Raw genomic sequence first — 23,179 nt, forward strand, 5'->3', positions numbered from 1 at the left:
GCGCGCATCAGCCTGAGGCCGGCGTGAGGGTCACCCAGTCCGCGTACTTCGGCGCCCGGCCGTCGCCGGACGATGTGCCGGTCAGGCGCCGGCGGACCCACGGGCCGAGGTGTTCGCGGTAGTAGTCGCGCCGCCCGAGCGGATCCAGATCGAGCTCGGGCAGGGACCACCACCCTTCCGGCGGCGTCAGCCCCAGCGCCGTCAGCACGCGGGCGGCGACACGGTGATGACCGCGGCTGTTCATGTGCAGACGATCGGGTGACCAGTACGGCGGCGCCGACAGCTCCCGGTCCGGCCAGTTCAGAGCTCGGATGACATCGGGCCGGTCCTGAACCCGCCCGACCACCGCCACCGACAGCAGGTCGCCGCGCCGCTGGATGACCCGGCTGAGCGGAAGCTGCGGCGAGGGGTTCGCCCCCGAGAGCAGGATGAGTCGCACACCCTCCTCGTCGCACCGGCGGAGCACCTGGCTGAACGCGTCGGCGATCCGTCTGATGGAGGTGCGCGGCCTCAGCATGTCGTTGCCACCGCCGTTGAACGACAAGTGCGTGGGCTTCAGGGCCAAGGCGGGTTCGAGCTGCTCCTCGACGATCGGCCAGACGAGCTTCCCGCGGATGGCGAGGTTGGCGTACTGGATCGGGTGCCCGCTCGCATCCGCCCACCCCTGAGCCGCGAGATCCGCCCACCCGCGCGTGCGTCCGTCGGGGAGTTCATCGCCGACACCCTCCGTGAACGAATCCCCGATCGCGACGAAGCGCACTGCAGCCATCGGACCAGCCTACAAACGCTCAACGATCGTCGAGGGCCCGTCCCCGCCGATCCGCGAGGCCCCACGCCCCGGTCGCCGCCACGGCGAAGAACGCCGCGAAGACGACGAAGAGCAGCGGCGCGCCGCCCAGGCCCAGCAGTGGCGGCACCGCGAGCGGGGCGATGATCGAGGCGATCCGCCCCACCCCCGCCGCCCAGCCCGCCCCGGTGGCCCGTACCGAGGTGGGATAGGTCTCGGGCGTGATCGCGTACAGGGCGCCCCACGCACCCAGATTGAAGAACGACAGCGCCATACCGGCAGCGATCACCGTGGCCTCGGTGGTCGCCGTGCCGAACAGCACTGCCGAGGCAGCGGAGCCGACGAGGAAGACGGACAGGGTCGCCCGGCGCCCCCAGACCTCGATCAGCCAGGCCGAGACGGCGTACCCCGGCAGCTGGGCGAGCGTGATCACGAGGGTGAATCCGAAGGAGCGGACCAGGTCGTACCCCTGCGAGACGAGGATCGAGGGGATCCAGATGAAGGCGCCGTAGTAGCTGAAGTTCACACAGAACCACACCAGCCACAGGGACGCGGTGCGAAGGCGGAACTCCGCACTCCAGAGCGTCCCGATGCCCGTGCGCACCCTCGCCCCGTCGCCGGATGCGGCCACGGCGGGAGGCACGGGCACTCGGGCACCGGTCTCGCTCCGGAACAGTGCCGGCGACCGCTCGAACTGCCTCACGACGACCTCGGCATCAGCAGCGCGACCCCGGCGCTCGAGCCAGCGTGCCGACTCGGGAAGCCCCCATCGGACCACCAGCGCGTAGATCGCGGGGATCGCGCCGAGGGCGAACGCCCAGCGCCACCCGTCCTCGGAGGCGGGAATCACGAAGTATCCGATCAGCGCCGCCGCGGTCCATCCGACGGCCCAGAACGCCTCCAGGATGACGATGATCCGGCCCCGCATGCGTGCGGGGGCGAGTTCGCTCACATACGTCGAGGCGACGGGGAGTTCGGCTCCGAGGCCCAGACCGACGACGAAACGGAGCACCAGTAGCGCCGCGACACCCCCGACCAGCGCACTGGCCCCGGTGGCGAGGCCGTAGACGAGGAGGGTCACCGCGAACACCGAACGGCGTCCGATCCGATCGGCGAGCAGTCCTCCTAGGCTCGCCCCCACCGCCATCCCGAGGAAACCTGCCGAGGCGATGAGGGACGCCTCGGTGCCGGTCAGGCTCCACTGCTGAACGAGGACCGCGATGACGAAGGAGATCAGCCCGACGTCCATCGCGTCCAGCGCCCACCCCACCCCCGATCCGGTGAGGACCCTGAGGTGTCGGCGGGTGAAGGGAAGGGCGTCGAGTCGGTCGCTGACCGATGCGGGCGCCGTGCGGATGCTCACGCAGTCATGTTAGGGCGCTGCCGTCGTCGCCGGCGCGGGCGCGGCATCCTGCTCCTGTGCCTCGGCGACCAGCTCGCGCACGCGCGGGATCACCTGCGTGCCGAACAGCTCGATCGAGTGCATGAGCTTGTCGTGACCGAGGGTGCCGTTGGAGTACTTCAGATCGAACCGGTCGAGCCCCAGCGTCAGAACCGTGTCGGCGATCTTGCGCGCGACCCGCTCCGGAGATCCGGCGTAGATGGCGCCCTCGCCGACATCCTGCTGGAAACGCAGCCGGTTGTAGGGCGGCCATCCGCGCTCGCGCCCGATGGTCGAGAACATGACGTCGAAGGCGGGGTACGCCTCCTCCCACGCCTGCTCGTCGGTGTCGGCGATGTGGCCGGGCGAATGCACGCCGATCGGGCGCGAATCGTGACCGAAAGAGACCAACGACCGGCGGAACAGCTCGGCGTAGGGGGCGAAGCGGGCGGCCGGCCCGCCGATGATGGCGAGCATGAGACCGAAGCCGTACCGGGCGGTGCGGACGACCGACTCGGGCGAGCCGCCCACGCCGACCCACGCCGGCATTCCAGCTTCGGTCTTGGGGAACACATCCACGTTCGACAGACCGCGACGCGTCGTACCCTCCCAGGTGACCGGCCGCTCGGTGAGCAGCTGTGCGAACAGCTCGAGCTTCTCCTCGAAGAGGACCTCGTAGTCCTTCAGCTCGTAGCCGAAAAGCGGGAACGACTCGGTGAAGGAGCCGCGTCCGAGGATGGGCTCGGCGCGACCGTTCGAGAGGGCGTCCAGGGTGGCGAAGCGCTGGTAGACCCGCACGGGCTCGTCGGAGGACAGCACGGTCACCGCCGTTCCCAGACGGATGTGGCGTGTCCGCGACGCGATCGCGGCGAGAACCACCTCAGGGCTCGACACGGCGTACTCGCGTCGGTGGTGCTCCCCTACGCCGAAGAACGAGATGCCCACCTCGTCGGCGAGCACGGCCTGGTCGACGAGGTTGCGCAGGGTCTGCGCCTGCGACAGCTCGTGGCCGTCCGCGTCGACGGTGACGTCCCCGAAGGTGTGGAGTCCGAACTCGATCATGATCGCCTCTCTCTGCGGCCCGGCGGACCTATTCAAACGAATAGAACACCGCGGCTTCCAGACTATTCCCTCGACGACGCCGCCGCCCGTGTCAGCGTGCGAGCGCCGTGCGGAGGGTGTCCAGCCCCACCCCGCCGATGTCGAGCGCCTTCTTGTGGAACGCTTTCAGGTCGGCGTCCGCGCCGTTCGCGTCGCGGTAGTCGTCGCGCAGCTGCTCCCAGATGCGCTGACCGACCTTGTACGACGGCGCCTGCCCCGGCCAGCCGAGGTAGCGGTTGACCTCGAACTGCACGAATTCGTCGGGCATATTGACGTTGCGCCGCATGAACTTCAGCGCGAACGGGGCATCCCACGTGCCGTCCCCGTCGGGACGCTGCTTCTCCAGGTGCACGCCGATGTCGAGCACCACGCGCGCGGCCCGCATGCGCTGCCCATCGAGCATCCCGAGTCGATCCGCAGGGTCGTCGAGGTACCCCAGCTGCTCCATCAGCCGCTCGGCGTAGAGGGCCCATCCCTCGGCGTGGCCCGACGGCCCGGCGAGCAGCCGCCGCCAGGAGTTCAGCTGCGCGCGGTTGTAGACGGCTTGGGCGATCTGCAGGTGATGGCCGGGAACGCCCTCGTGATACACGGTGGTGAGCTCGCGCCAGGTATCGAACTCGGTGACGCCCTCGGGCACCGACCACCACATCCGGCCGGGGCGGGAGAAGTCGTCGGTGGGTCCGGTGTAGTAGATGCCCCCCTCGTTCGTCGGGGCGATCATGCATTCCAGGCGCCGGATCGGCTCGGCGATGTCGAAGTGGGTCCTGCCGAGTTCGGCGACGGCGCGGTCGCTGGTCTCCTGCATCCACTTCTGGAGGGCCTCGGTGCCGTGGAGCTTGCGGGACGGGTCCTTCTCCAGGAAGGCGACGGCCTCTTCCACGGAGGCACCAGGGCTGATCTCCCCGGCGATCTGCTCCTGCTCGGCGACCATGCGCGCGAGCTCCTCGACGCCCCAGTCGTACGTCTCGTCGAGGTCGATCGTGGCGCCGAGGAAGCGGCGGGACATCAGCGCATAGACCTCGCGACCCACCGCGTCCTTCTCCGTCGCAGCCGGGGCGAGCTCACCCGAGAGGAAGGACGCGAGCTCGTCGTAGGCGACCCGGGCGGCGCCCGCGCGGTCGGACAGCTCTCGCGCGAGGGACGCCGGCAGCTGGCCCTCAGCCGGAGCGGCGTTCCCGACGAAGGTCGTGAAGAAGCCCGCGTCGGCGGTGTACCTGCCGATCTGCGTCACGACCTCGACGACCTGGCGTCGGGCGGGGACGACCCCCTGTGCGATCCCCTCGCGCAGCGTCGAGATGTACCCGTGCACTGCCTCGGGGAGCGCCGCCATGCGGTCGCTGATGACCGCCCAGTCCTCGGCACTGTCGGTCGGCATCAGGTCGAACACGGCGCGGATGTCCTGCGCGGGCGAGGCGATGACGTTCAGGTCCCGCAGGTGCCATCGCGCCTCGTCGAGCTCGATCTGAAGGTCGAGCTCGCGCGTGAGGTCCTCTTTGGTGACGGCGTCGACGTCGTCGACCGGGGCCGCGCTCGCGAGCGCGGCGCGCACCTTCTTCGCCTCGTCGATCAGGCGGGCCTGACCCTCGGGCGAGTAGTCGCCGTACCGGTGATTGTGCTCGGACCGGCCGATGTATGTCGCCAGCGACGGATCGAGTTCGGCCAGGGTGTCGACCCACGCCTCGGCGATCGTGTCGATCGGCGTGGGGGTGCGGGATGCATCTGTCATGCCTCTGAGCCTAGGCACCCCGCTCCCCCGAGCGCCAACGCGGGGTCCTCGTCCCCGCCCCCGGCCGCCCGGTCACGGCGCCGATCGGTCAGTGCCCTGCGGCGTTCCAGTCGGCCCCCCGGCCGATCTGGACATCCAGCGGAACGGTGAGCTCCGCCGCATCCGCCATGCGTTCCCGGACGATACGCTCGGCAGCATCCCACTCCCCCGGTGCGACCTCGACGACGAGTTCGTCGTGGATCTGCAGCAGGACGCGCGAGCGGAGCTCGTGCCGGGTGAGGTCGTCGTGGATTCGGAACAGCGCGACCTTCATGATGTCGGCGGCGCTGCCCTGGATCGGCGCGTTCAGCGCCGCGCGCTCGGCATTCTCGCGCAGCACCCGGTTAGGGCTGTTCAGATCGGGGAACGGGCGACGCCGCCCGAAGATCGTCTCGGTGTACCCGTCGATGCGTGCCTTCTCGACCGACGTGCGCAGGTAATCGCGGACGGCCCCGAAGCGGGCGAAGTACTCGAGCATCAGTTCGCGCGCCTCGGACTGCTCGATCCGCAGCTGCTTGGACAGCCCGAACGCCGACAATCCGTAGACGAGGCCGTACGACATCGCCTTGACCTTCGTGCGCATCGCCGGACTGACGTCTTCGGGTGCCACGCCGAAGACCCGGGCCCCCACGAAGCGGTGGGTGTCTTCACCGGAGTTGAACGCCTCGATCAGCCCCGGGTCCTCGGACAGGTGAGCCATGATCCGCATCTCGATCTGGGAGTAGTCGGCGGTCAGCAGGGCCTCGTAGCCGTCACCGACCTCGAACGCCGACCGGATGCGGCGGCTCTCCTCCGTGCGGATCGGGATGTTCTGGAGGTTGGGGTCGGTGCTCGAAAGCCGCCCCGTCTGCGAGCCGGTCTGAAGGTACGTCGTGCGGATACGCCCGTCCCCGGCGATCGCCACGTCGAGCGACTCGATGATCTGGCGGAGCTTCGTCGCCTCGCGATGCTGCAGCAGGAGGTTCAGGAAGGGATGCGGGTGGGATTCCTGCAGATCCGCCAGCACCGCGGCATCCGTCGAATAGCCCGTCTTCGTCTTGCGGGTCTTCGGCAGCTGCAGCTCCTCGAAGAGCACCTCCTGCAGTTGCTTGGGCGACCCGAGGTTCACCTCTCGGCCGATGGCGGCGTAGGCGTCCTGCGCGATCCGGTCGGCCCGGTCGCCGAGCTCGCCCGAGAACTCCGAGAGCTTCGCGTGGGAGACGGCCACACCGGCGAGCTCCATATCGGCCAGGGTCTGGAGGGTCGGAAGCTCGATGTCGGTGAGGACCGACAGGACGGATCCCGCGAGCTGCGCCCGCTGCGCCTCGGCGACGCGCAGCGTGAACCACGACAGCTGCCCCGGGGTCGCACCCTCGGTCTCGGGGACGAGCTGCGCGGGGTCGGACTCGGGGAGCTTCTCGCCGAGGAATCGGTCGGTGAGGTCGGCGAGCGACTTGTCGGGGAAGCTCGGACGCAGCAGCCACCCTGCCAGGATCGTGTCGAAGGCGAGGCCGCCCAGCCGGATCCCTTCGCGCCGGAGCGCCTTGACCTGGGGTTTGGCGTCGGTGAGCACCTTCGGCGACTCCGAGAGCAGCCACGGCGTGAGCGCTGCGGCGATCTCCTCGGACCAGTTGGCCTCGACGGCGGCATCCGCCGTGGCAAGCCCGATGCGACGCGGGCGCCCGTTCTCGACGGTGACGGTGAGGGCCACGTCGCCCTCGACCTTCTCGAGCCAGGCCGCCAGTTCCGCCGAATCGGGCTGAGAGGGCGTGGGCGCCGTGGCGGTCGGGACCGCCGCCTGCGCGGACATGGCCTGATCGACGCCCGCTGCCTCGAAGACCCGCGGCAGCAGGGTGCGGAATTCCAGCTGTGCGAAGATCTCGCGCACGGCCTGCGCATCGATGGGCTGCACCGCGAGATCGGCGGGGCCGATCGGGAGATCGACGTCGGTGAGGAGCGCGTTCAACTGCCGGTTGCGCCGCACGTCGTCGAGGTGCTCGCGGAGGTTGTTGCCGACGACCCCGGTGACCTTGTCGGCCTGCGCGAGCAGGTCGTCGAGCGAGCCGAACTGGTTCAGCCACTTCACGGCTGTCTTCTCACCGACCTTCGGTACACCCGGGAGGTTGTCGCTGGTCTCGCCCACGAGGGCCGCGACGTCGGGGTACATCGCCGGCTCCACCCCGTACCGCTCGCGCACGGCCTCGGTGTCGTAGCGCTTGAGCTGTGAGACGCCCTGCACGTTGGGGTACAGGAGCGTGACGTCGTCGGTGACCAGCTGGATGGTGTCGCGGTCTCCGGAGCACACCAGGACATGGAAGCCTTCGGCGGCCCCGCGCGTGGCGAGCGTGGCGAGGATGTCGTCGGCCTCGATGTCCTCCTGCTCGAGCACCGGGATACTCATCGCCGCCAGGCACTCCTTCAGCAGCGGGATCTGCCCCTGGAACTCCTTCGGCGTCTCGGAGCGGTTGGCCTTGTACTCCGCGTACTGCCGGGTGCGGAACGACTGGCGGGAGGTGTCGAAGGCGACGGCGAGGTGCGTGGGCTTCTCGGCCTTAATGAGGTTGATCAGCATCGCCAGGAATCCGTAGATCCCGTTCGTGTGCTGCCCGTCCTTCGTGGAGAAGTTGTCGACGGGGAGGGCGTAGAACGCTCGGTAAGCCAGCGAATGGCCGTCCACGACGAGGAGGGTAGGCTTTGCGGAGTCCGTCACCCTGACAGCCTAGACGCGGGGTGAGACACCGCCTGAGCCGGGAACGCACCGATGACCGATACCGTCGACACCGCCTCCGACGACCTCGCGTGGGCGGAGGCCCGGGGCATCGGAGCCCTCGCCGAGAAGATGGGCTTCGAATGGCTGGAGTTCTCCGCCGCGCGGTGCGCGGCACGCATGCCGGTGGCGGGCAACACTCAGCCGGTGGGGCTCTTCCACGGCGGCGCCTACGTCGTGCTCGGCGAGTCGCTGGGGTCGATGCACGCCAATTTCCACGCCGGCCCCGGGCGGCTCGCGGTCGGCGTCGACATCAACGCCACGCACACGCGATCCGCCACATCGGGGTTCGTCACCGGCGTGTGCACTCCCCTTCACCTGGGCCGCAGCATCACCGTCCACGAGATCGTCGTGACCGATGACGAGGGGCGGCGCTGTTCGACCATACGGATCACCAATCACATCAAGGACGTGTCGGGCGGCTGAGGTTTCGCGGCGGCGGCTCCGCCGGCCCGGTCATCGAGGAGCGCGACGCGCGTATCGAGATGCGACCTGAGCCGCAGCCGCATCAACGCCGCCGCGCAGCATTGATCCGGCTCGGCTCACTTCTTCGGGGCGAGCTGTTCGATGATCGCCTTGGCGACATCCTGCATCGTCAGGCGACGATCCATCGACGCCTTCTGGATCCAGCGGAACGCCTCGGGCTCGGTGAGGCCCATCTTCTCGTTCAGGAGGCCCTTGGCCCGGTCGACGAGCTTGCGGGTCTCGAATCGCTCGACCATGTCGGCGACCTCGGCCTCGAGGGTGATGATCTGCTCGTGACGGGCCAGAGCGATCTCGATGGCGGGAAGCAGATCGTTGGGAGTGAAGGGCTTGACCACGTACGCCAGAGCGCCCGCCTCGCTGGCGCGCTCGACGAGCTCCTTCTGGCTGAAGGCGGTGAGCAGCACCACGGGCGCGATGTGGTTCTTGCTGAGCTTCTCGGCAGCGCTGATGCCGTCGAGCTGCGGCATCTTGACGTCCATGATCACGAGGTCCGGGCGCAGTTCGGTGGCCAGCTGCACGGCGGTCTCGCCGTCGCCCGCCTCTCCGACGACGTCGAAGCCGTTGTCGCGGAGGATCTCGACGATGTCGAGGCGGATGAGCGACTCATCCTCGGCGACGACCACCCGGCGGGGGGCGGATGCGGCGGCCTGCTCTTGCCCGGTCTGCTCTTGCCCGGCGCGCTCTGACTCAGTCACCCCGCAATCCTACGGCTTCGCGCGCTCTGGCCCGCAATCGTCCCCGCGCCCGCCCGCACCGGGGCGGCAGCCGCTGCGATAAGGTCGAGGACGGACGCGGCCGATGGCCCGCGCGCCGGTGTGGCGGAATGGCAGACGCGACCGACTCAAACTCGGTTGCCCGAAAGGGCGTGTGGGTTCGACTCCCACCACCGGCACCGTGCTGAATGCGTGGCCGGCTCACGCACCGTAGAACTGGTGGCCGAGCGCCTTGCTCTTCAGCGCCTCGAACTCGCCCTGGGTGATGACCCCCGAATCGAGAAGCTCCTTGGCCTTGGCGATGTCGTCCGCAGGGCTGGCCGACGGCGCGGGCCGATAGTCGTCGTTCTCCGCGACGGTTCGTGGCGCTGCGGAATGGGCCCGTTCCGCCATCCCCCGGCCCCGGGCGATGATGTAGATCAGCGCGGTCAGAAGCGGCACGAAGACGAGCGCGATGATCCACAGCGCCTTGAACCAGCCGCTGAGCTGATGGTCGCGGAACAGATCGGTGATGATCACGATGACGACATACAGATAGGCGACGAAGTAGAACGCCCACAGCATGAGCCAGATCAGATCGGTGATGTAGGGCATCTTCGCTCCGCGCCTCGAGGTGTGGCATCAGCCTAGCGACCCCGCGGTTCGTGCGGGAGAGGCGCCGGCGACCGCTCGATAGCCGGTTGTCAATCCCCCGGAGAATGCCGCACAGCACGTGGCAGGATGATCCGGCCCCCGGGAAGGACAGGATGTCGAGGATGTCGATCGCTCGCGCTGCGCGCGAGCTCTTTGGTTGGGATGAGCTTCGGGAGGGACAGGAGGAGGCCGTCCGCGCCCTGCTGGCGGGCCGTGACGTGATGGCCGTTCTTCCGACCGGCGCGGGGAAGTCCGCCGTCTATCAGCTCGCCGGAGCACTTCGGGATGGCATGACGATCGTCGTGTCTCCCCTCATCGCCCTCCAGGCGGATCAGCTCGCCGGACTGTCCGAGACCCCGCACGCGCCCCGCGGTGCCATGCTCAACTCGTCCCTCGGAGACCGGGCCACCGAAGAGCTCTGGGAGTCGGTCATGGCCGGGGAGGTTGAGTTCCTCTTCCTAGCCCCGGAGCAGCTCGCGAAAGACGACTCGTCCAGAGGCTGTCGGCGCTCGCGGTCGGGTTGTTCGTGGTGGACGAAGCTCACTGCGTCGCCAGCTGGGGCCATGACTTCCGACCCGACTATCTCGGTCTCGGCGGGGTTCGCGAACAGCTGGGGCATCCGCCCACCGTCGCCCTCACCGCTACGGCTGCAGCGCCCGTTCGCGAGGAGATCGTCGAACGCCTCCGACTGACGGATCCCCTTCTCGTCGTGCGAGGTGTCGATCGACCCAACATCGATCTGGACGTCCGGCGGTTCGCGATGGAGGCCGAGAAGGACCGGGAGGTCCTCGAGGCGATTCCGACGCTCCCTCCGCCGGGGCTCGTCTACACCGCGACCCGACGGGCTGCGGAGGAGCTGACGTCCCGGTTGCGCGAGAGAGGTGTTCGCGCGGAGACCTACCACGCCGGGCTCCCCGCCCGCGAGCGCCGTCGCACCCACGAGCGGTTCTCGCACGGGGACATCGACGTCGTCGTCGCCACCAACGCCTTCGGGATGGGCATCGACAAGTCCGACGTGCGCTTCGTCGTCCACGCCGCCGTTCCGGAGTCTCTGGATGCCTACACGCAGGAGACCGGTCGAGCGGGAAGAGACGGAGAACCCGCGCAGGCGGTGCTCTTCTACCGCTCGGAGGATCTGGGGATCCGGAAGTACTTCACCGCGCGATCCGTCGATTCGGCGGCGGTCAGCCGGGTCTACCGGACCTTGGTCGAGGCGCGATCATCGGTCCGGATCCGGGCGCTCGCTGAGACACTCGGTCTCTCGGCGCGGCGCGTCACGGGGCTCGTCAACCTTCTCGTGGAGGCGGGAGTGGTCGGCGTCGACCGCGACGGTGCGACGGTCATCGCCGTGCGCCGGCCGAAGGAGGCAGTCGCGCTGCCGCGGGAGGCCGCCGAGCGCCGGGAACGGATCGAGCGGTCGCGCCTGGACGTCATGCGCCGGTACGCCGAGACTCGGGGGTGCCGTCGACGGGTGCTGCTGTCCTACTTCGGGGACGAGGGTTCCGAGTCCTGCCGCAGCTGCGACACCTGCCGACGCGGCACCGCCGATGAGGGGGACTCCGTTGCGGCAGATGCGCCCTACCCCACCGGGTCCGAGGTCGAACACGCGGAGTGGGGACGCGGGAGCGTCGTGGACGTCGAGGACGACCGGCTCACGGTTTTCTTCGAGGAGCAGGGCTACAAGGTCCTGCAGGTGGCGGCCGTGCAAGAGAGAGACCTCCTCACGCGCGTCGCGTGAGGAGGTCTTTCGGGACCGGGTGAGTCAGTCCCGCGTCTGGTAGATCGGGGCCGCGCCGTGCACGGCATCGCCGACCTTGTGGATTCGGATGTCGTTGGTCGACCCGATGATTCCGGGGGGCGAACCGGAGATCACGACCACCTTGTCGCCGACCTTGGCCAGGTCGTTGGCGAGCAGGTAGTCGTCGACCTGGATGAACATGCGGTCGGTGTGGGGCACGTGCTCGACGAGCGTCGAGCGGATGCCCCAGGTGATCGCCATGCGACGGCGGATCGCCGGCTCCGGTGTGAATCCGATCATCGGAATCTTCGGGCGAAGCCGCGACATGCGGCGGGCGGTGTCGCCGGACTCGGTGAAGATGCAGAGGAACTTCGCCTCGACGAACTCGGCCACCTCCATGGCGGCGAGGGTGATCGCGCCACCCTGCGTCCGGGGCTTGGTGGTCAGCGGAGCGATGCGCTCGAGCCCGTGGTCCTCCGTCGACTCCACGATGCGCGCCATCGTCTCGACGACCTTCACGGGGTATTCGCCCACGCTGGTCTCGCCCGAGAGCATGACGGCGTCGGCGCCGTCGAGGACGGCGTTGGCGACGTCGCTGGTCTCGGCGCGCGTGGGCACCGGGTTGTTGATCATCGATTCGAGCATCTGCGTGGCGACGATGACGGGCTTGGCCATACGGCGGCAGAGCTCGACCGCGCGCTTCTGAACGATCGGCACCGCCTCGAGCGGCAGCTCCACGCCGAGGTCTCCGCGAGCGACCATGATGCCGTCGAAGGCGTCGATGATCTCCTCGAGGTTGTCCACCGCCTGCGGCTTCTCGATCTTGGCGATGACCGGGACGTGGCGTCCCTCCTCGGCCATGATGACGTGGACGCGCTGGATGTCCTTGGCGTTGCGCACGAAGGACAGGGCGATGAAGTCGGCTCCGATCCGCAGACCCCAGCGGAGATCGGCCTCGTCCTTCTCGGACAGCGCCGGAACGTTGACGGCCACACCCGGCAGATTGATGCCCTTGTTGTTCGAGACGGCCCCGGCGACGACGACCCGCGTCGTGACGACCGAGCCCGCGACCTCGATGACCTCGACGCGGACCTTGCCGTCGTCGATGAGGAGGAAGTCGCCCGGCTTCACGTCGCCGGGGAGCCCCTTGAACGTCGTCGAGACGAGCTCCTTGGTGCCGGGGACGTCGTCGGTCGTGATCTTGAAGATGTCGCCCTCGGCCAGCTCGTGGGGGCCGTCGGCGAAGCGGCCGAGACGGATCTTCGGCCCCTGCAGGTCGACGAGCACGGCCACCGGCCGCCCCGCGTCGTCTGCAGCCTTTCGCACGTTGGCGAAGTTCGCCTCGTGGACGGAGTAGTCGCCGTGGCTGAGGTTCAGCCGAGCGATGTCCACCCCTGCGTCGATGATCGCGCGGACCATGTCATAGGAGGAAGTGGCAGGACCCAAAGTGGCGACGATCTTGGCGCGTCTCATCCGTGTATGAACTCCGAGTGATGGGGGAAGGGGCGAAGGGCCGGGGCCAGCCTACGCGGGCTGCAGCCCGATGGCGACATCGTTCGGGTGAACGGGGGCCGGCAGGTCGGTGCTGCCCATGAGGTACTCGTCGACCGCCGCGGCTGCGGCACGGCCCTCGGCGATCGCCCAGACGATCAGCGACTGCCCACGCCCGGCGTCGCCGGCGACGAAGACGCCGGGAGCGGATGTCTGGTAGACCGCGTCGCGCTCGACGCTGCCTCGCGGGCCGAACTGCGTGCCGAGCTGATCGGCGAGGTGGGCGTGCTCGGGGCCGGTGAACCCCATCGCGATGAGAACCAGGTCGGCGGGGATCTCGCGCTCCGTGCCCGACTTGGGCACACGGCGCCCGTCCCGGTACTCGGTCTCGGCGACCCGCAGCGCACGTACCTCGCCGACGGCGTTGGCAAGGAACTCCACGGTGGACGCCAGGTACTGGCGCTCGCCGCCCTCCTCGTGTGCGGAGGCGATCTCGAACAGGTTCGGCACCATCGGCCAGGGCTGGTCCTCGGGGCGCTCCTCGGGCGGCTGCGTGCCGATGGCGAGGTTCGTCACGCTCAGCGCCCCCTGCCGGTGGGCGGTGCCGATGCAGTCGGCGCCGGTGTCACCGCCGCCGATCACGACGACATGCTTCCCCTCAGCGCTGATCTGATTGGCCACGGCGTCGCCGGCGACGGCCTTGTTCGATTCGACGAGGTACTCCATCGCGAAATGGATGCCCGCGTGATCGCGCCCAGGGATCGCGAGGTCGCGGGGCACGGTCGCGCCGGTGGCGATGACGATCGCGTCATAGCGTGCGCGGAGGTCGCTCCACGAGATGTCGACGCCGATCTCGACGCCCGCGCGAAAGCGGGTGCCCTCGTCGCGCATCTGGCGCAGCCGCGCCTCGAGATGACGCTTCTCCATCTTGAAGTCGGGGATGCCGTAGCGCAGCAGGCCGCCGATCCGGTCGTCGCGCTCGTAGACCGCGACGGTGTGCCCGGCGCGGGTGAGCTGCTGTGCGGCCGCAAGGCCCGCCGGGCCCGAGCCGACGACGGCCACCGTCTTGCCGGTGAGCCGCGCCGGGGGCTCGGGCTCCACCCAGCCCTGCGCGAACGCCTCGTCGACGATCGACACCTCGACCTGCTTGATCGTCACCGGGGGCTGGTTGATGCCGAGGACGCACGAGCTCTCGCAGGGCGCGGGGCAGAGCCGGCCGGTGAACTCGGGGAAGTTGTTGGTTGCGTGCAGGCGCTCACTGGCGGCGCGCCCCTCGCCCCGCCAGACCAGGTCGTTCCACTCCGGGATGAGGTTGCCGAGGGGACACCCCTTGTGGCAGAACGGCACGCCGCAATCCATGCAGCGACCGGCCTGCCGCCGGAGCACGGCGGAATCGCCCGGCTCGTAGACCTCTTTCCAGTCCATGATCCTCACCGGGACGGGGCGCCGGGGCGGCAGCTCCCGCTCGGTCACTTTCAGAAAGCCTTTGGGATCAGCCACCGGTCACCTCCAGGATGCGGCTCCACACGACGTCTCCATCGGGATCGAGTCCCTGATCGAGCGCGTCCTGCCGGGTCTGCAGCACCGCGGCGTAGTCGCGCGGTACCACACGGACGAAGTTCGACGCCTCGACCTCGAAGTCGTCGAGGAAGCGCTGCGCCAGTTCGGAACCGGTCTCCGTGACGTGCTGCTCGAGCAGATCGCGGAGCATCTCGACATCGCCCGCGCCGAGCTCACCGAGGACGAGTTCGCCCGACGCGAGCGCCTCGCGGTTCACGAGTTTGCGATCCAGCCGGTAGATGTAGGCCGTTCCCCCCGACATCCCGGCACCGAGGTTGCGGCCGGTCTCTCCGAGGATGACGGCGAGCCCACCGGTCATGTACTCCAGCGCGTGGTCGCCGACGCCTTCGACCACCGCGGTCGCACCGGAGTTGCGGACGAGGAAGCGCTCCCCCACGACACCGCGGAGGAACATGGTGCCCTGGGTCGCCCCGTAGCCGATGACGTTTCCGGCGATGACGTTCTTCGACGCGTCGAACGATGCACCGCGCGGCGGGCGGACGACGATCTGCCCGCCGGACAGTCCCTTGCCGACGTAGTCGTTCGAGTCGCCCTCGAGACGCAGTGTGATGCCCGCCGGCATGAACGCGCCGAAGGACTGTCCCGCCGAGCCGGTCAAGTTGACCGTGATCGACCCCGAGGGCAGACCGTTCTCGCCCCGCGCACGGGTGACGTGGTGCCCGAGGAGGGTGCCGACCGCCCGTTCGGTGTTGCGGATCGGCAGGTCGATGGTCACCGATCCGCCGCGCTCGATCACATCTCTGGCGCGCTCGATGAGGGTGTTGTCGAAGTGCTCTTCGAGCTCGTGCAGCTGAGCGCGCTCGTGACGACGGGGCTCGTCGTCGGCGAAGTTCGGTCCGTGCAGCACCGGTGCCAGGTCGAGCCCGCTGGCCTTCCAGTGCTCGATCGCACCGTTCAGATCCAGCATCTCGGTGCGTCCGATCGCCTCGTCGAGGGAGCGGAAACCGAGTTCGGCGAGATACTCCCGCACCTCCTGTGCGACGAACTCCATGAAGTTCACGACGAACTCCGGTTTGCCGTTGAAGCGGGCACGCAGGGTCGGGTTCTGCGTCGCCACACCCACCGGGCAGGTGTCGAGGTGGCACACCCGCATCATGATGCAGCCCGAGACCACGAGCGGTGCCGTGGCGAAGCCGAACTCCTCGGCACCCAGAAGCGCCCCGATGATGACGTCGCGTCCGGTCTTGAGCTGTCCGTCGACCTGCACCACCACGCGGTCGCGCATGCCGTTGAGCATGAGCGTCTGCTGCGTCTCGGCCAGTCCGAGCTCCCACGGGGTGCCCGCGTGCTTGAGCGAGTTGAGCGGGCTGGCACCGGTTCCGCCGTCGTGCCCCGACACGAGGATGACGTCGGCGAGAGCCTTGGCCGTGCCGGCGGCGACCGCGCCGATGCCCGACTGGCTGACGAGCTTGACATGCACCCGGGCGCCGGGGTTCGCGCGCTTGAGGTCGAAGATGAGCTGCTTGAGGTCTTCGATCGAATAGATGTCGTGATGGGGCGGCGGCGAGATGAGGCCGACGCCGGCTGTTGCGTGTCGTGTCCGCGCCACCCAGGGGTAGACCTTGGTGGGGGGAAGCTGACCGCCCTCGCCGGGCTTGGCGCCCTGGGCGAGCTTGATCTGGATGTCATCGGCCTCGGTGAGGTAGAGACTCGTCACGCCGAAGCGTCCCGACGCGACCTGCTTGATGGCGCTGCGGCGCTCGGGGTCGAGCAGCCGCTCGACGTCTTCGCCGCCCTCCCCGGTGTTCGACTTTCCGCCGATGCGGTTCATGGCGATCGCGAGGGTCTCGTGCGCCTCCTGAGAGATGGAGCCGTAGCTCATCGCACCCGTCTGGAAGCGCTTGACGATCGCGGACACCGGCTCGACCTCGTCGATCGGCACCGGCGGGCGGACTCCCATCCTGAGGGCGAACAGTCCGCGGAGGGTCTTCAGCTCCGCCGCCTGATCGTCGACGAGCTTGGTGTACTCGCGGAAGATGTCGTACCGGCGCGTCCGGGTCGCGTGCTGGAGCCGGAAGACGGTGTCGGGGTTGAACAGGTGCGGCGACCCATCGCGCCGCCACTGGTACTCGCCGCCGGTCCACAGCCGCTCGTGCGCGCGCACGGCGGCGTCCTCGGGGTAGGCGTAGGCATGGCGGGCGGCGTTCTCGGCGGCGATGACGTCGAGCCCCACCCCCCCGAGCTTGGTCTCGGTGCCCGTGAAGTAGGCGTCCACGAGCTCCTGGGACAGGCCGACGGCCTCGAAGACCTGAGCCCCGGCGTAGGACGAGACCGTCGAGATGCCCATCTTGGACATGATCTTCAAGACACCCTTGCCCAGGGCGTAGATGAGGTTCTTCACCGCCTTCTCGGGGGTGACACCGGTGATGTAGCCCGCACGGACGAGATACTCGACCGTCTCCATGGCCAGGTAGGGGTTCACCGCGGACGCGCCGTAGCCGATCAGCGTGGCGATGTGATGAACCTCGCGCACGTCGCCGGCTTCGACCACCAGGCCCACTTTCATGCGCGTCTCGCGCCGGATGAGGTGGTGGTGCACAGCGGCCAGCATCAGCAGCGACGGGATGGGAGCGAGGTCCTTGTTGGAGTCCCGGTCGCTGAGCACGATGAACTCCGCGCCGTCCTCGATCGCCTGGTCGACCTCGGTGCACATCTGCTCGAGCCGCTTGCGCATGCCCTTGTGTCCGGCTTCGACGCGATACAGCCCGCGGATCGTCACGGACGAGCGGCCGGGGAGCGCCGTGTCGATGTGCTGGATCTTGGCCAGCTCGTCGTTGTCGATGACGGGGAAGTCGAGCATGACGGTACGCGTGTGGTCGGCGCCCCACGACAGGAGGTTCCGTTCGGGACCGAGCCCCAGCGAGAGCGAGGTCACGACCTCTTCGCGAATCGAATCCAGCGGCGGATTCGTCACCTGGGCGAACTGCTGGACGAAGTAGTCGAAGAGCAGACGCGGCCGGTCGCTGAGCACCGCCACCGGTGTGTCGCTCCCCATCGCACCCAGCGGCTCGGCACCGTTCTGCCCCATGGGCGTCAGGAGGATCCGCACCTCCTCCTCGGTGTAACCGAAGGTGCGCTGGCGGCGCGTGATCGAGGCGATCGGGTGGACGATGTGCTCCCGCTCGGGCAGGTCGGCCAGGCGCACGCGCCCGGCATCCAGCCACTTCTGCCAGGGGTGCATGGTCGCGAGATCGCGCTTGATCTCCTCGTCCTCGATGATGCGACCCGCGGCGGTGTCGACGAGGAACATCCGACCGGGGCGCAGGCGGCCACGACGCTTGATGCGCTCGGGGGCGATGTCGAGGACGCCCGTCTCGCTCCCGATGACGACGAAGCCGTCCGTCGTCTCCGTCCAGCGGCCCGGGCGGAGACCGTTGCGGTCGAGGGTGGCGCCGACGAGCGTTCCGTCGGTGAAGATCAGGGCTGCGGGCCCGTCCCACGGCTCCATCTGGTTGGCGTGGTAGTCGTAGAACGCGCGCAGATCGGGGTCGATGTCGGCCTGCTTCTCGTAGGCCTCCGGCACCATCATCATGACCGCATGAGGGAGGCTGCGTCCCGTCAGTGTCAGCAGCTCCAAGACCTCGTCGAACGACGCGGAGTCGCTGGATCCGACGGTGCAGATCGGCAGAAGCGGGCGGATGTCGCCGAGGAGCTCGGACTCCAGCTGCGACTGCCGCGCGCGCATCCAGTTGCGGTTGCCGTTGACGGTGTTGATCTCGCCGTTGTGCGCGAGCATCCGCAGCGGCTGCGCGAGCGGCCAGGACGGGAAGGTGTTCGTGGAGTAGCGCGAGTGGACCACGGCGAGCTCGGAGGCCAAACGCTCGTCCTGGAGGTCGGGATAGAACGGCTCGAGCTGGAGTGTCGTGACCATGCCCTTGTAGCCGATGGTTCGAGCCGACAGCGAGACGAAGTAGGCGTCGAGCTCGTGCCGGGCGCGCTTGCGCATCCGGTAGGCGCGGCGATCGAGGTCGATGCCCGACAGCGCGGGGGCGTCGCCCTCCCCCGGACGGGACACGAAGATCTGCTCGAAGGCCGGCCGGGCCTCGAACGCGAGCTTGCCGAGGTGCTCCTCGGCGACCGGCACCTCGCGCCAGCCGAGCACGACGAGGTTCTCGCTCGCGGCGATCCGCTCGATTCCGGCCTTCTGCGCGGTCCGTGCCTCCTCGTCGCGGGGAAGGAAGACCATTCCGGCGGCGTACTCCCCCGCCGGAGGCAGGTCGAACGCGACGACCGCACGGAAGAAGGCATCCGGCATCTGGGTGAGGATCCCCGCCCCGTCGCCGGTACCGGCGTCGGAGCCGATCGCACCGCGGTGCTCGAGGTTCCGCAGCGCCGTCAGGGCCAGGTCGATGATGTCGTGGCCCGGTTCGCCACGGAGCGTGGCGACCATGGCCAACCCGCAGGCATCCTTCTCGAATGCCGGGTTGTACATGCCCTGCAGGGCGGGGAAGCCACCGCCCACGACCGACGTGGAGGTGCTGCTGCCGGAACTCGCGGCCATGCGTACCGTCCTCACATTGATGCTCAAGATGGGACGACGTCGGCCCGAATCAGCTGATGAACACCCCTACTTCTTGGCGGCTGTGCTTGTGGCATCGCTCTCGGCGACCTCGTTCCCCGGTGGTTCGCTGAGGTCGACGAAGTCGTTGGTGTCCTGCGATTGTACCGTGCCCGAGCCCTTCCACTCCCGACCGGGCACATACGGCGACGGCTCGGTGCCGGGGTGCCGTCGACGCTGCACGATGATGATGGCAAGGCCCACCACGACGCCGAAGATCGCCGCCCAGACGTTGGTGCGAAGACCCAGGTAGATGTCGCTCGGATCGATGCGGATCGACTCCCACACGATCCGGCCCGCGCTGTACCAGACGAGGTACAGGCCGAACAGGCGTCCCCACTGCATCCGCAGGCTCCTGCCCGCCCAGAGCAGGACGAGGACGCCCGCGGTGTTCCAGATGACCTCGTAGAGGAAGGTCGGGTGGAACAGCGTGTCGGCGGGAAGACCAGGGGGGAAGGCGGCGTTGTCGGAGTCGATCTCGAGGCCCCACGGCAGGTCGGTGGGAAGGCCGAACAGCTCCTGGTTGAACCAGTTGCCGAAGCGGCCGATCGCCTGGGCCAGCAGCATCCCCGGGGCGAGGGCATCGGCGAAGGTCCAGAAGCGGATCCCCGTCCAACGGCAGCCGAGCCACGCGCCGACGGCACCGCCGATCAGCGCACCGTAGATCGCGATCCCGCCCTCCCAGATGGCCCAGACCGAGCCGGGCTGGAACGGATTCCACGGGTTCGAGCCCTCGTAGAAGTAGAAGCCCAGGTGGGTGAGCACGTGAAAGATCCGTGCGCCGACGATCGCGAGCGGGACGGCGAGCAGGGCGATGTCGATGACCACCCAGGGCTCCGCACCGCGCTTGGTCAGCCGGTGGTTGGTGAGCAGGACCGCGGCGATGATCCCGGCGATGATGCACAGCGCGTAGAAGTAGACGCGCACCGGTCCCAGCTGGATGAAGCTGATCTCAGGGCTCGGGATGCTGGCGAGCACGGCGGTTCCCGCACTCGAGAGGGCGAACGACATGGGTTCGAGTCTAAGCGGGCCGCCCGGCGCCCGCCGACATCGTGCCCTGGTACAGCTCGGCGGTGAGATCCCGCAGCGCCGGGATGCCGCCGTCGCGCAGCGCCCGCACGAGGGCTGTGCCGACGATGGCGCCGTCGGCGTACTCGAGGACTCCCGACACGTGCGCGGCGTTGGAGATGCCGATGCCGACGCACGCCCGCTCGGCGCCGTGAGCGCGAAGCCGCGCGACGAGCCCTCGGGCGGCGGCGTCGAGGTCTTCCCGGACGCCGGTGATCCCCATCGTGGAGACCGTGTAGACGAAACCGGTCGAATTCGATGCGATGAGATCGAGGCGCTCGTCGGTGGACGTCGGGGCGGCGAGGAAGACGCGGTCGAGGTCGGCACGGCGGGAGGCCGCGATCCATTCGCCGGCGGCGTCGGGTGTGACATCCGGGGTGATGAGCCCCGCTCCCCCGGCCGCGCGCAGGTCGTCGGCGAACCGGTCGACGCCGTACTGCATCACCGGGTTCCAGTACGTCATGACGAGGACCGGCGTGTCGGTCTGCCGCGTGACCTCGGCCACCGCGGTGAAGGTGTCGCGCAGGCGGAACCCGGCGGCCAGCGCCGTCTGCGTCGCCTCCTGGATCACGGTGCCGTCCATGACCGGGTCGGAGTACGGCGGGCCGAGCTCGAGCACGTCGGCCCCCGCCTCCGCCAGGGCGACGGCGGCGTCGATGCTGGAGCCGAGATCGGGGAAGCCGATCGGAAGGTATCCGACCAGGGCGCCGCGGCCGTCAGCCTTGGCGGCGTCGATCGCCGCCGAGACGGGGGAGGTCACAGCTTCACGCCCTCCCCCTTGGCCGCGTCGACGACGGGCTCGGCCGCGGCGGCCGCGAGATCGATGCCCGCGTCGTAGAGCTCGAAGTAGCGCGCGGCGGTGTCCATGTCCTTATCACCACGACCCGAGAGGCAGATCGCGATGACGGCATCGGGACCCAGCTGCTCGCCGATCCGTATCGCTCCGGCCAGGGCGTGCGCGGATTCGATGGCGGGGATGATCCCTTCGGTCTCGGAGAGCAGTCGCAGCGCCGCCATCGACTCCGCGTCGGTGGCGGGGATGTACTCGGCTCGGCCGATCGACGCGAGCCACGCGTGCTCGGGCCCCACACCCGGGTAATCCAGGCCGGCCGAGATCGAGTGGGACTCGGTGGTCTGGCCGTCCTCGTCCTGCAGCACGAAGGTCTTCGCGCCGTGCAGGACGCCGGGGCGACCCCGCTCGATCGACGCCGCGTGCCGCACCGTGTCGACGCCGTCGCCGGCGGCTTCGACCCCGTAGAGCCGCACGTCCGCGTCATCCAGGAAGGCGTCGAACATGCCGATCGCGTTGGATCCCCCACCCACGCACGCGAACACCGCGTCCGGGAGGCGACCGACCTCGTCGAGCAGCTGCTGGCGCGCCTCTTCGCCGATCACCTTCTGGAAATCGCGCACCATGGCGGGGAAGGGGTGGGGCCCCGCCGCGGTGCCGAAGATGTAGTTGGTCGTCTCGACGCTCGAGACCCAGTCGCGATAGGCCTCGTTGATGGCGTCCTTGAGCGTGCGCGATCCCGTGGTCACCGGGACGACCTCGGCACCGAGCAGGCGCATGCGCGCGACGTTCAGAGCCTGACGCTCGGTGTCGACCTCGCCCATGTAGACGGTGCACTCCAGCCCGAACAGCGCAGCCGCGGTCGCCGTGGCCACGCCGTGCTGACCGGCGCCGGTCTCGGCGATGACCCGCTTCTTGCCGAGGCGGCGGGTCAGCAGCGCCTGACCGAGGACGTTGTTGATCTTGTGCGAACCGGTGTGGTTGAGGTCCTCGCGCTTGAGGAACACCCGACCTCCGCCGGCGTGCGCGGCAAAGCGCGGAACCTCCGTGATGATGGAGGGTCGGCCGGCGTAGCTGCGCAGCAGCTGCAGGAACTCGTCCTGGAACGCGGGGTCCGCCTTCGCGCGGTCGTATTCGGCGCTCAGTTCGTCGATGGCGGCGATGAGCGATTCGGGCATGAACCGCCCACCGAACTCGCCGAAGAATGGCCCAGCGGCTTCACGCAGACTCATGTCCGCTCCTTCCGTCGTCGGCCGGCGGGACGGTCTCCCGCCGCGAGGAACCGGCCGAGGGTCGCCACCGGATCACCCGTGACGAGGGCTTCGCCGATGAGGACGACGTCGGCACCGTGATCGCGATAGTGCGCGACGTCGTCCGGGGACGAGACCGCCGACTCCGCGATGCGGATGGTTCCTTCGGGGATGAGTGATTCCAGGCGCCCGAACAGGTCGCGATCCAGCTGGAACGTCGACAGGTCGCGCGCGTTGACGCCGATGACCTCTGCGCCGAGGTCGATCGCCCTCGACACCTCGTCGGCACTGTGGGTCTCGACCAGTGCGGTCATGCCGAGGTCGCCGATGAGGCGGTGCAGCCGGACGAGGACGTCCTGGTCGAGGGCGGCGACGATGAGGAGCACCAGGTCGGCACCGGCTGCGCGGGCCTCGAGGACCTGGTACTCGGTGGCGATGAAGTCCTTCCGCAGGACCGGCACATCGACCGCGGCGACCACCGCCTCGAGGTCGGCGAGGCTGCCCGAGAAGCGACGCCCCTCGGTGAGGACCGAGATGGCCGCGGCGCCGCCCTGCTGATAGCGCCGGGCCTGCGCGGCCGGATCGGGGATCTCGGCCAGCGCACCCCGGGAAGGGCTTGCGCGCTTCACCTCCGCGATGATCTTCACCCGATCTGCGGGTGCGAGCGTGGAGACGGCATTCCGGGCGGGAGGTCGCGCCGACGCGGAGCGCTCCACGTCGATCAGCGGGACGTGCTCGGCGCGTCGTGCGGCATCCTCGACGGCGCCTGCAGTCAGTTCGGCGAGGAGGTCGATCCCCGTCGATGTCCGCTCAGCGCCGGCGCTCAATGCTCTTTCGCCGTTGTCTTGGCCCTGCCGAGCGTCTTGGCGCCACCGACGCCGTACCCGGCCTTCGCCATGCCCCATCCGACGAGCAGACCGACGACGACGAGCCCCGCGGACGCCCACACCACGGCGGGCACGTCGAAGAAGAAGGCGACGGTACCGACGGTGAAGCCGACGAGCATGATGACGACAGCCGTCCACGCGGCCGGCGAATTGCCGTGACCGGGCTCACCGATGTGGTTGCTCATGAAAATCCTCCAGGACGCC

Annotated in this window: 17 protein-coding genes, 1 tRNA gene and 1 pseudogene; 4 read left to right on the plus strand and 15 right to left on the minus strand. The window is 69.0% G+C overall.

What is annotated here, in order from left to right; all coding sequences use genetic code 11:
- Nucleotides 1–7: 7 nt before the first annotated feature.
- The 5 genes from T9R20_RS09405 to polA form a co-directional block, all read right to left on the minus strand.
- Entirely contained in the window at nucleotides 8–769 is a 762-nt protein-coding gene (locus tag T9R20_RS09405; RefSeq protein WP_322409064.1) for an SGNH/GDSL hydrolase family protein, read from the minus strand.
- Nucleotides 770–788: 19 nt separating this feature from the next.
- A complete protein-coding gene (locus T9R20_RS09410) occupies nucleotides 789–2,150 on the minus strand; it encodes an MFS transporter (protein WP_322409065.1) in 1,362 nt (453 codons plus the stop codon).
- Between the two features lie 9 nt (nucleotides 2,151–2,159).
- On the minus strand, nucleotides 2,160–3,230 hold the full coding sequence (locus T9R20_RS09415) for an LLM class flavin-dependent oxidoreductase (protein WP_322409066.1): 1,071 nt from the start codon (nucleotides 3,228–3,230) through the stop codon (nucleotides 2,160–2,162).
- Nucleotides 3,231–3,321: 91 nt separating this feature from the next.
- The gene (locus tag T9R20_RS09420) at nucleotides 3,322–4,995 is read right to left on the minus strand and encodes a DUF885 domain-containing protein (RefSeq protein WP_322409067.1); all 1,674 of its coding nucleotides are present in this window, start codon (nucleotides 4,993–4,995) and stop codon (nucleotides 3,322–3,324) included.
- Nucleotides 4,996–5,083: 88 nt separating this feature from the next.
- Entirely contained in the window at nucleotides 5,084–7,723 is a 2,640-nt protein-coding gene (polA, locus tag T9R20_RS09425; protein ID WP_322409068.1) for a DNA polymerase I, read from the minus strand.
- Between the two features lie 51 nt (nucleotides 7,724–7,774).
- Between polA and T9R20_RS09430 the strand changes: the two genes are divergently transcribed.
- Nucleotides 7,775–8,206 carry a hotdog fold thioesterase gene (locus T9R20_RS09430; RefSeq protein ID WP_322409069.1) on the plus strand — a complete coding sequence of 144 codons (432 nt, stop codon included), beginning with the start codon at nucleotides 7,775–7,777 and terminating at the stop codon, nucleotides 8,204–8,206.
- Nucleotides 8,207–8,322: 116 nt separating this feature from the next.
- Here T9R20_RS09430 and T9R20_RS09435 read toward each other — a convergent pair whose 3' ends face one another.
- On the minus strand, nucleotides 8,323–8,961 hold the full coding sequence (locus T9R20_RS09435) for an ANTAR domain-containing response regulator (RefSeq protein ID WP_141938525.1): 639 nt from the start codon (nucleotides 8,959–8,961) through the stop codon (nucleotides 8,323–8,325).
- A gap of 114 nt (nucleotides 8,962–9,075) precedes the next feature.
- Here T9R20_RS09435 and T9R20_RS09440 point away from each other — a divergent pair.
- Nucleotides 9,076–9,158 (plus strand) — tRNA-Leu (locus T9R20_RS09440).
- A 22-nt stretch (nucleotides 9,159–9,180) separates the two neighbouring features.
- Here the strand turns inward: T9R20_RS09440 and T9R20_RS09445 are convergent.
- Nucleotides 9,181–9,573, minus strand: a complete 393-nt coding sequence (locus T9R20_RS09445; RefSeq protein ID WP_322409070.1) for an SHOCT domain-containing protein — start codon at nucleotides 9,571–9,573, stop codon at nucleotides 9,181–9,183.
- A 260-nt stretch (nucleotides 9,574–9,833) separates the two neighbouring features.
- Between T9R20_RS09445 and T9R20_RS09450 the strand changes: the two are divergent.
- Nucleotides 9,834–10,034: pseudogene (locus tag T9R20_RS09450) on the plus strand (DEAD/DEAH box helicase); the annotation flags it as partial.
- Nucleotides 10,035–10,141: 107 nt separating this feature from the next.
- The gene (locus T9R20_RS09455) at nucleotides 10,142–11,350 is read left to right on the plus strand and encodes a RecQ family ATP-dependent DNA helicase (protein ID WP_322409071.1); all 1,209 of its coding nucleotides are present in this window, start codon (nucleotides 10,142–10,144) and stop codon (nucleotides 11,348–11,350) included.
- Nucleotides 11,351–11,374: 24 nt separating this feature from the next.
- Here the strand turns inward: T9R20_RS09455 and pyk are convergent, their stop codons facing one another.
- The 8 genes from pyk to T9R20_RS09495 form a co-directional block, all read right to left on the minus strand.
- Nucleotides 11,375–12,823 (minus strand): pyruvate kinase, encoded by a 1,449-nt coding sequence (gene pyk, locus T9R20_RS09460; protein WP_322409072.1) that lies wholly within the window; start codon nucleotides 12,821–12,823, stop codon nucleotides 11,375–11,377.
- Between the two features lie 51 nt (nucleotides 12,824–12,874).
- On the minus strand, nucleotides 12,875–14,341 hold the full coding sequence (locus T9R20_RS09465) for a glutamate synthase subunit beta (protein ID WP_322409073.1): 1,467 nt from the start codon (nucleotides 14,339–14,341) through the stop codon (nucleotides 12,875–12,877).
- Complete coding sequence (gene gltB / locus T9R20_RS09470) at nucleotides 14,334–18,923, minus strand: glutamate synthase large subunit (protein ID WP_416182891.1); 4,590 nt, start codon at nucleotides 18,921–18,923, stop codon at nucleotides 14,334–14,336. The genes T9R20_RS09465 and gltB overlap by 8 nt, the downstream gene beginning before the upstream one ends.
- Nucleotides 18,924–18,989: 66 nt before the next feature.
- The gene (gene lgt / locus T9R20_RS09475; protein WP_322409074.1) at nucleotides 18,990–19,991 is read right to left on the minus strand and encodes a prolipoprotein diacylglyceryl transferase; all 1,002 of its coding nucleotides are present in this window, start codon (nucleotides 19,989–19,991) and stop codon (nucleotides 18,990–18,992) included.
- A 10-nt stretch (nucleotides 19,992–20,001) separates the two neighbouring features.
- Nucleotides 20,002–20,808 (minus strand): tryptophan synthase subunit alpha, encoded by an 807-nt coding sequence (gene trpA, locus T9R20_RS09480; protein ID WP_322409075.1) that lies wholly within the window; start codon nucleotides 20,806–20,808, stop codon nucleotides 20,002–20,004.
- A complete protein-coding gene (trpB, locus tag T9R20_RS09485) occupies nucleotides 20,805–22,070 on the minus strand; it encodes a tryptophan synthase subunit beta (RefSeq protein WP_322409076.1) in 1,266 nt (421 codons plus the stop codon). Before trpB ends, trpA begins: the two co-directional genes overlap by 4 nt.
- A complete protein-coding gene (gene trpC / locus T9R20_RS09490) occupies nucleotides 22,067–22,915 on the minus strand; it encodes an indole-3-glycerol phosphate synthase TrpC (protein WP_322409077.1) in 849 nt (282 codons plus the stop codon). The genes trpB and trpC overlap by 4 nt, the downstream gene beginning before the upstream one ends.
- Complete coding sequence (locus tag T9R20_RS09495; RefSeq protein WP_322409078.1) at nucleotides 22,912–23,160, minus strand: DUF6704 family protein; 249 nt, start codon at nucleotides 23,158–23,160, stop codon at nucleotides 22,912–22,914. The genes trpC and T9R20_RS09495 overlap by 4 nt, the downstream gene beginning before the upstream one ends.
- Nucleotides 23,161–23,179 lie beyond the last annotated feature (19 nt).

This window comes from Microbacterium invictum (assembly GCF_034421375.1).
Taxonomy (GTDB): Bacteria; Actinomycetota; Actinomycetes; order Actinomycetales; family Microbacteriaceae; genus Microbacterium; species Microbacterium invictum_A.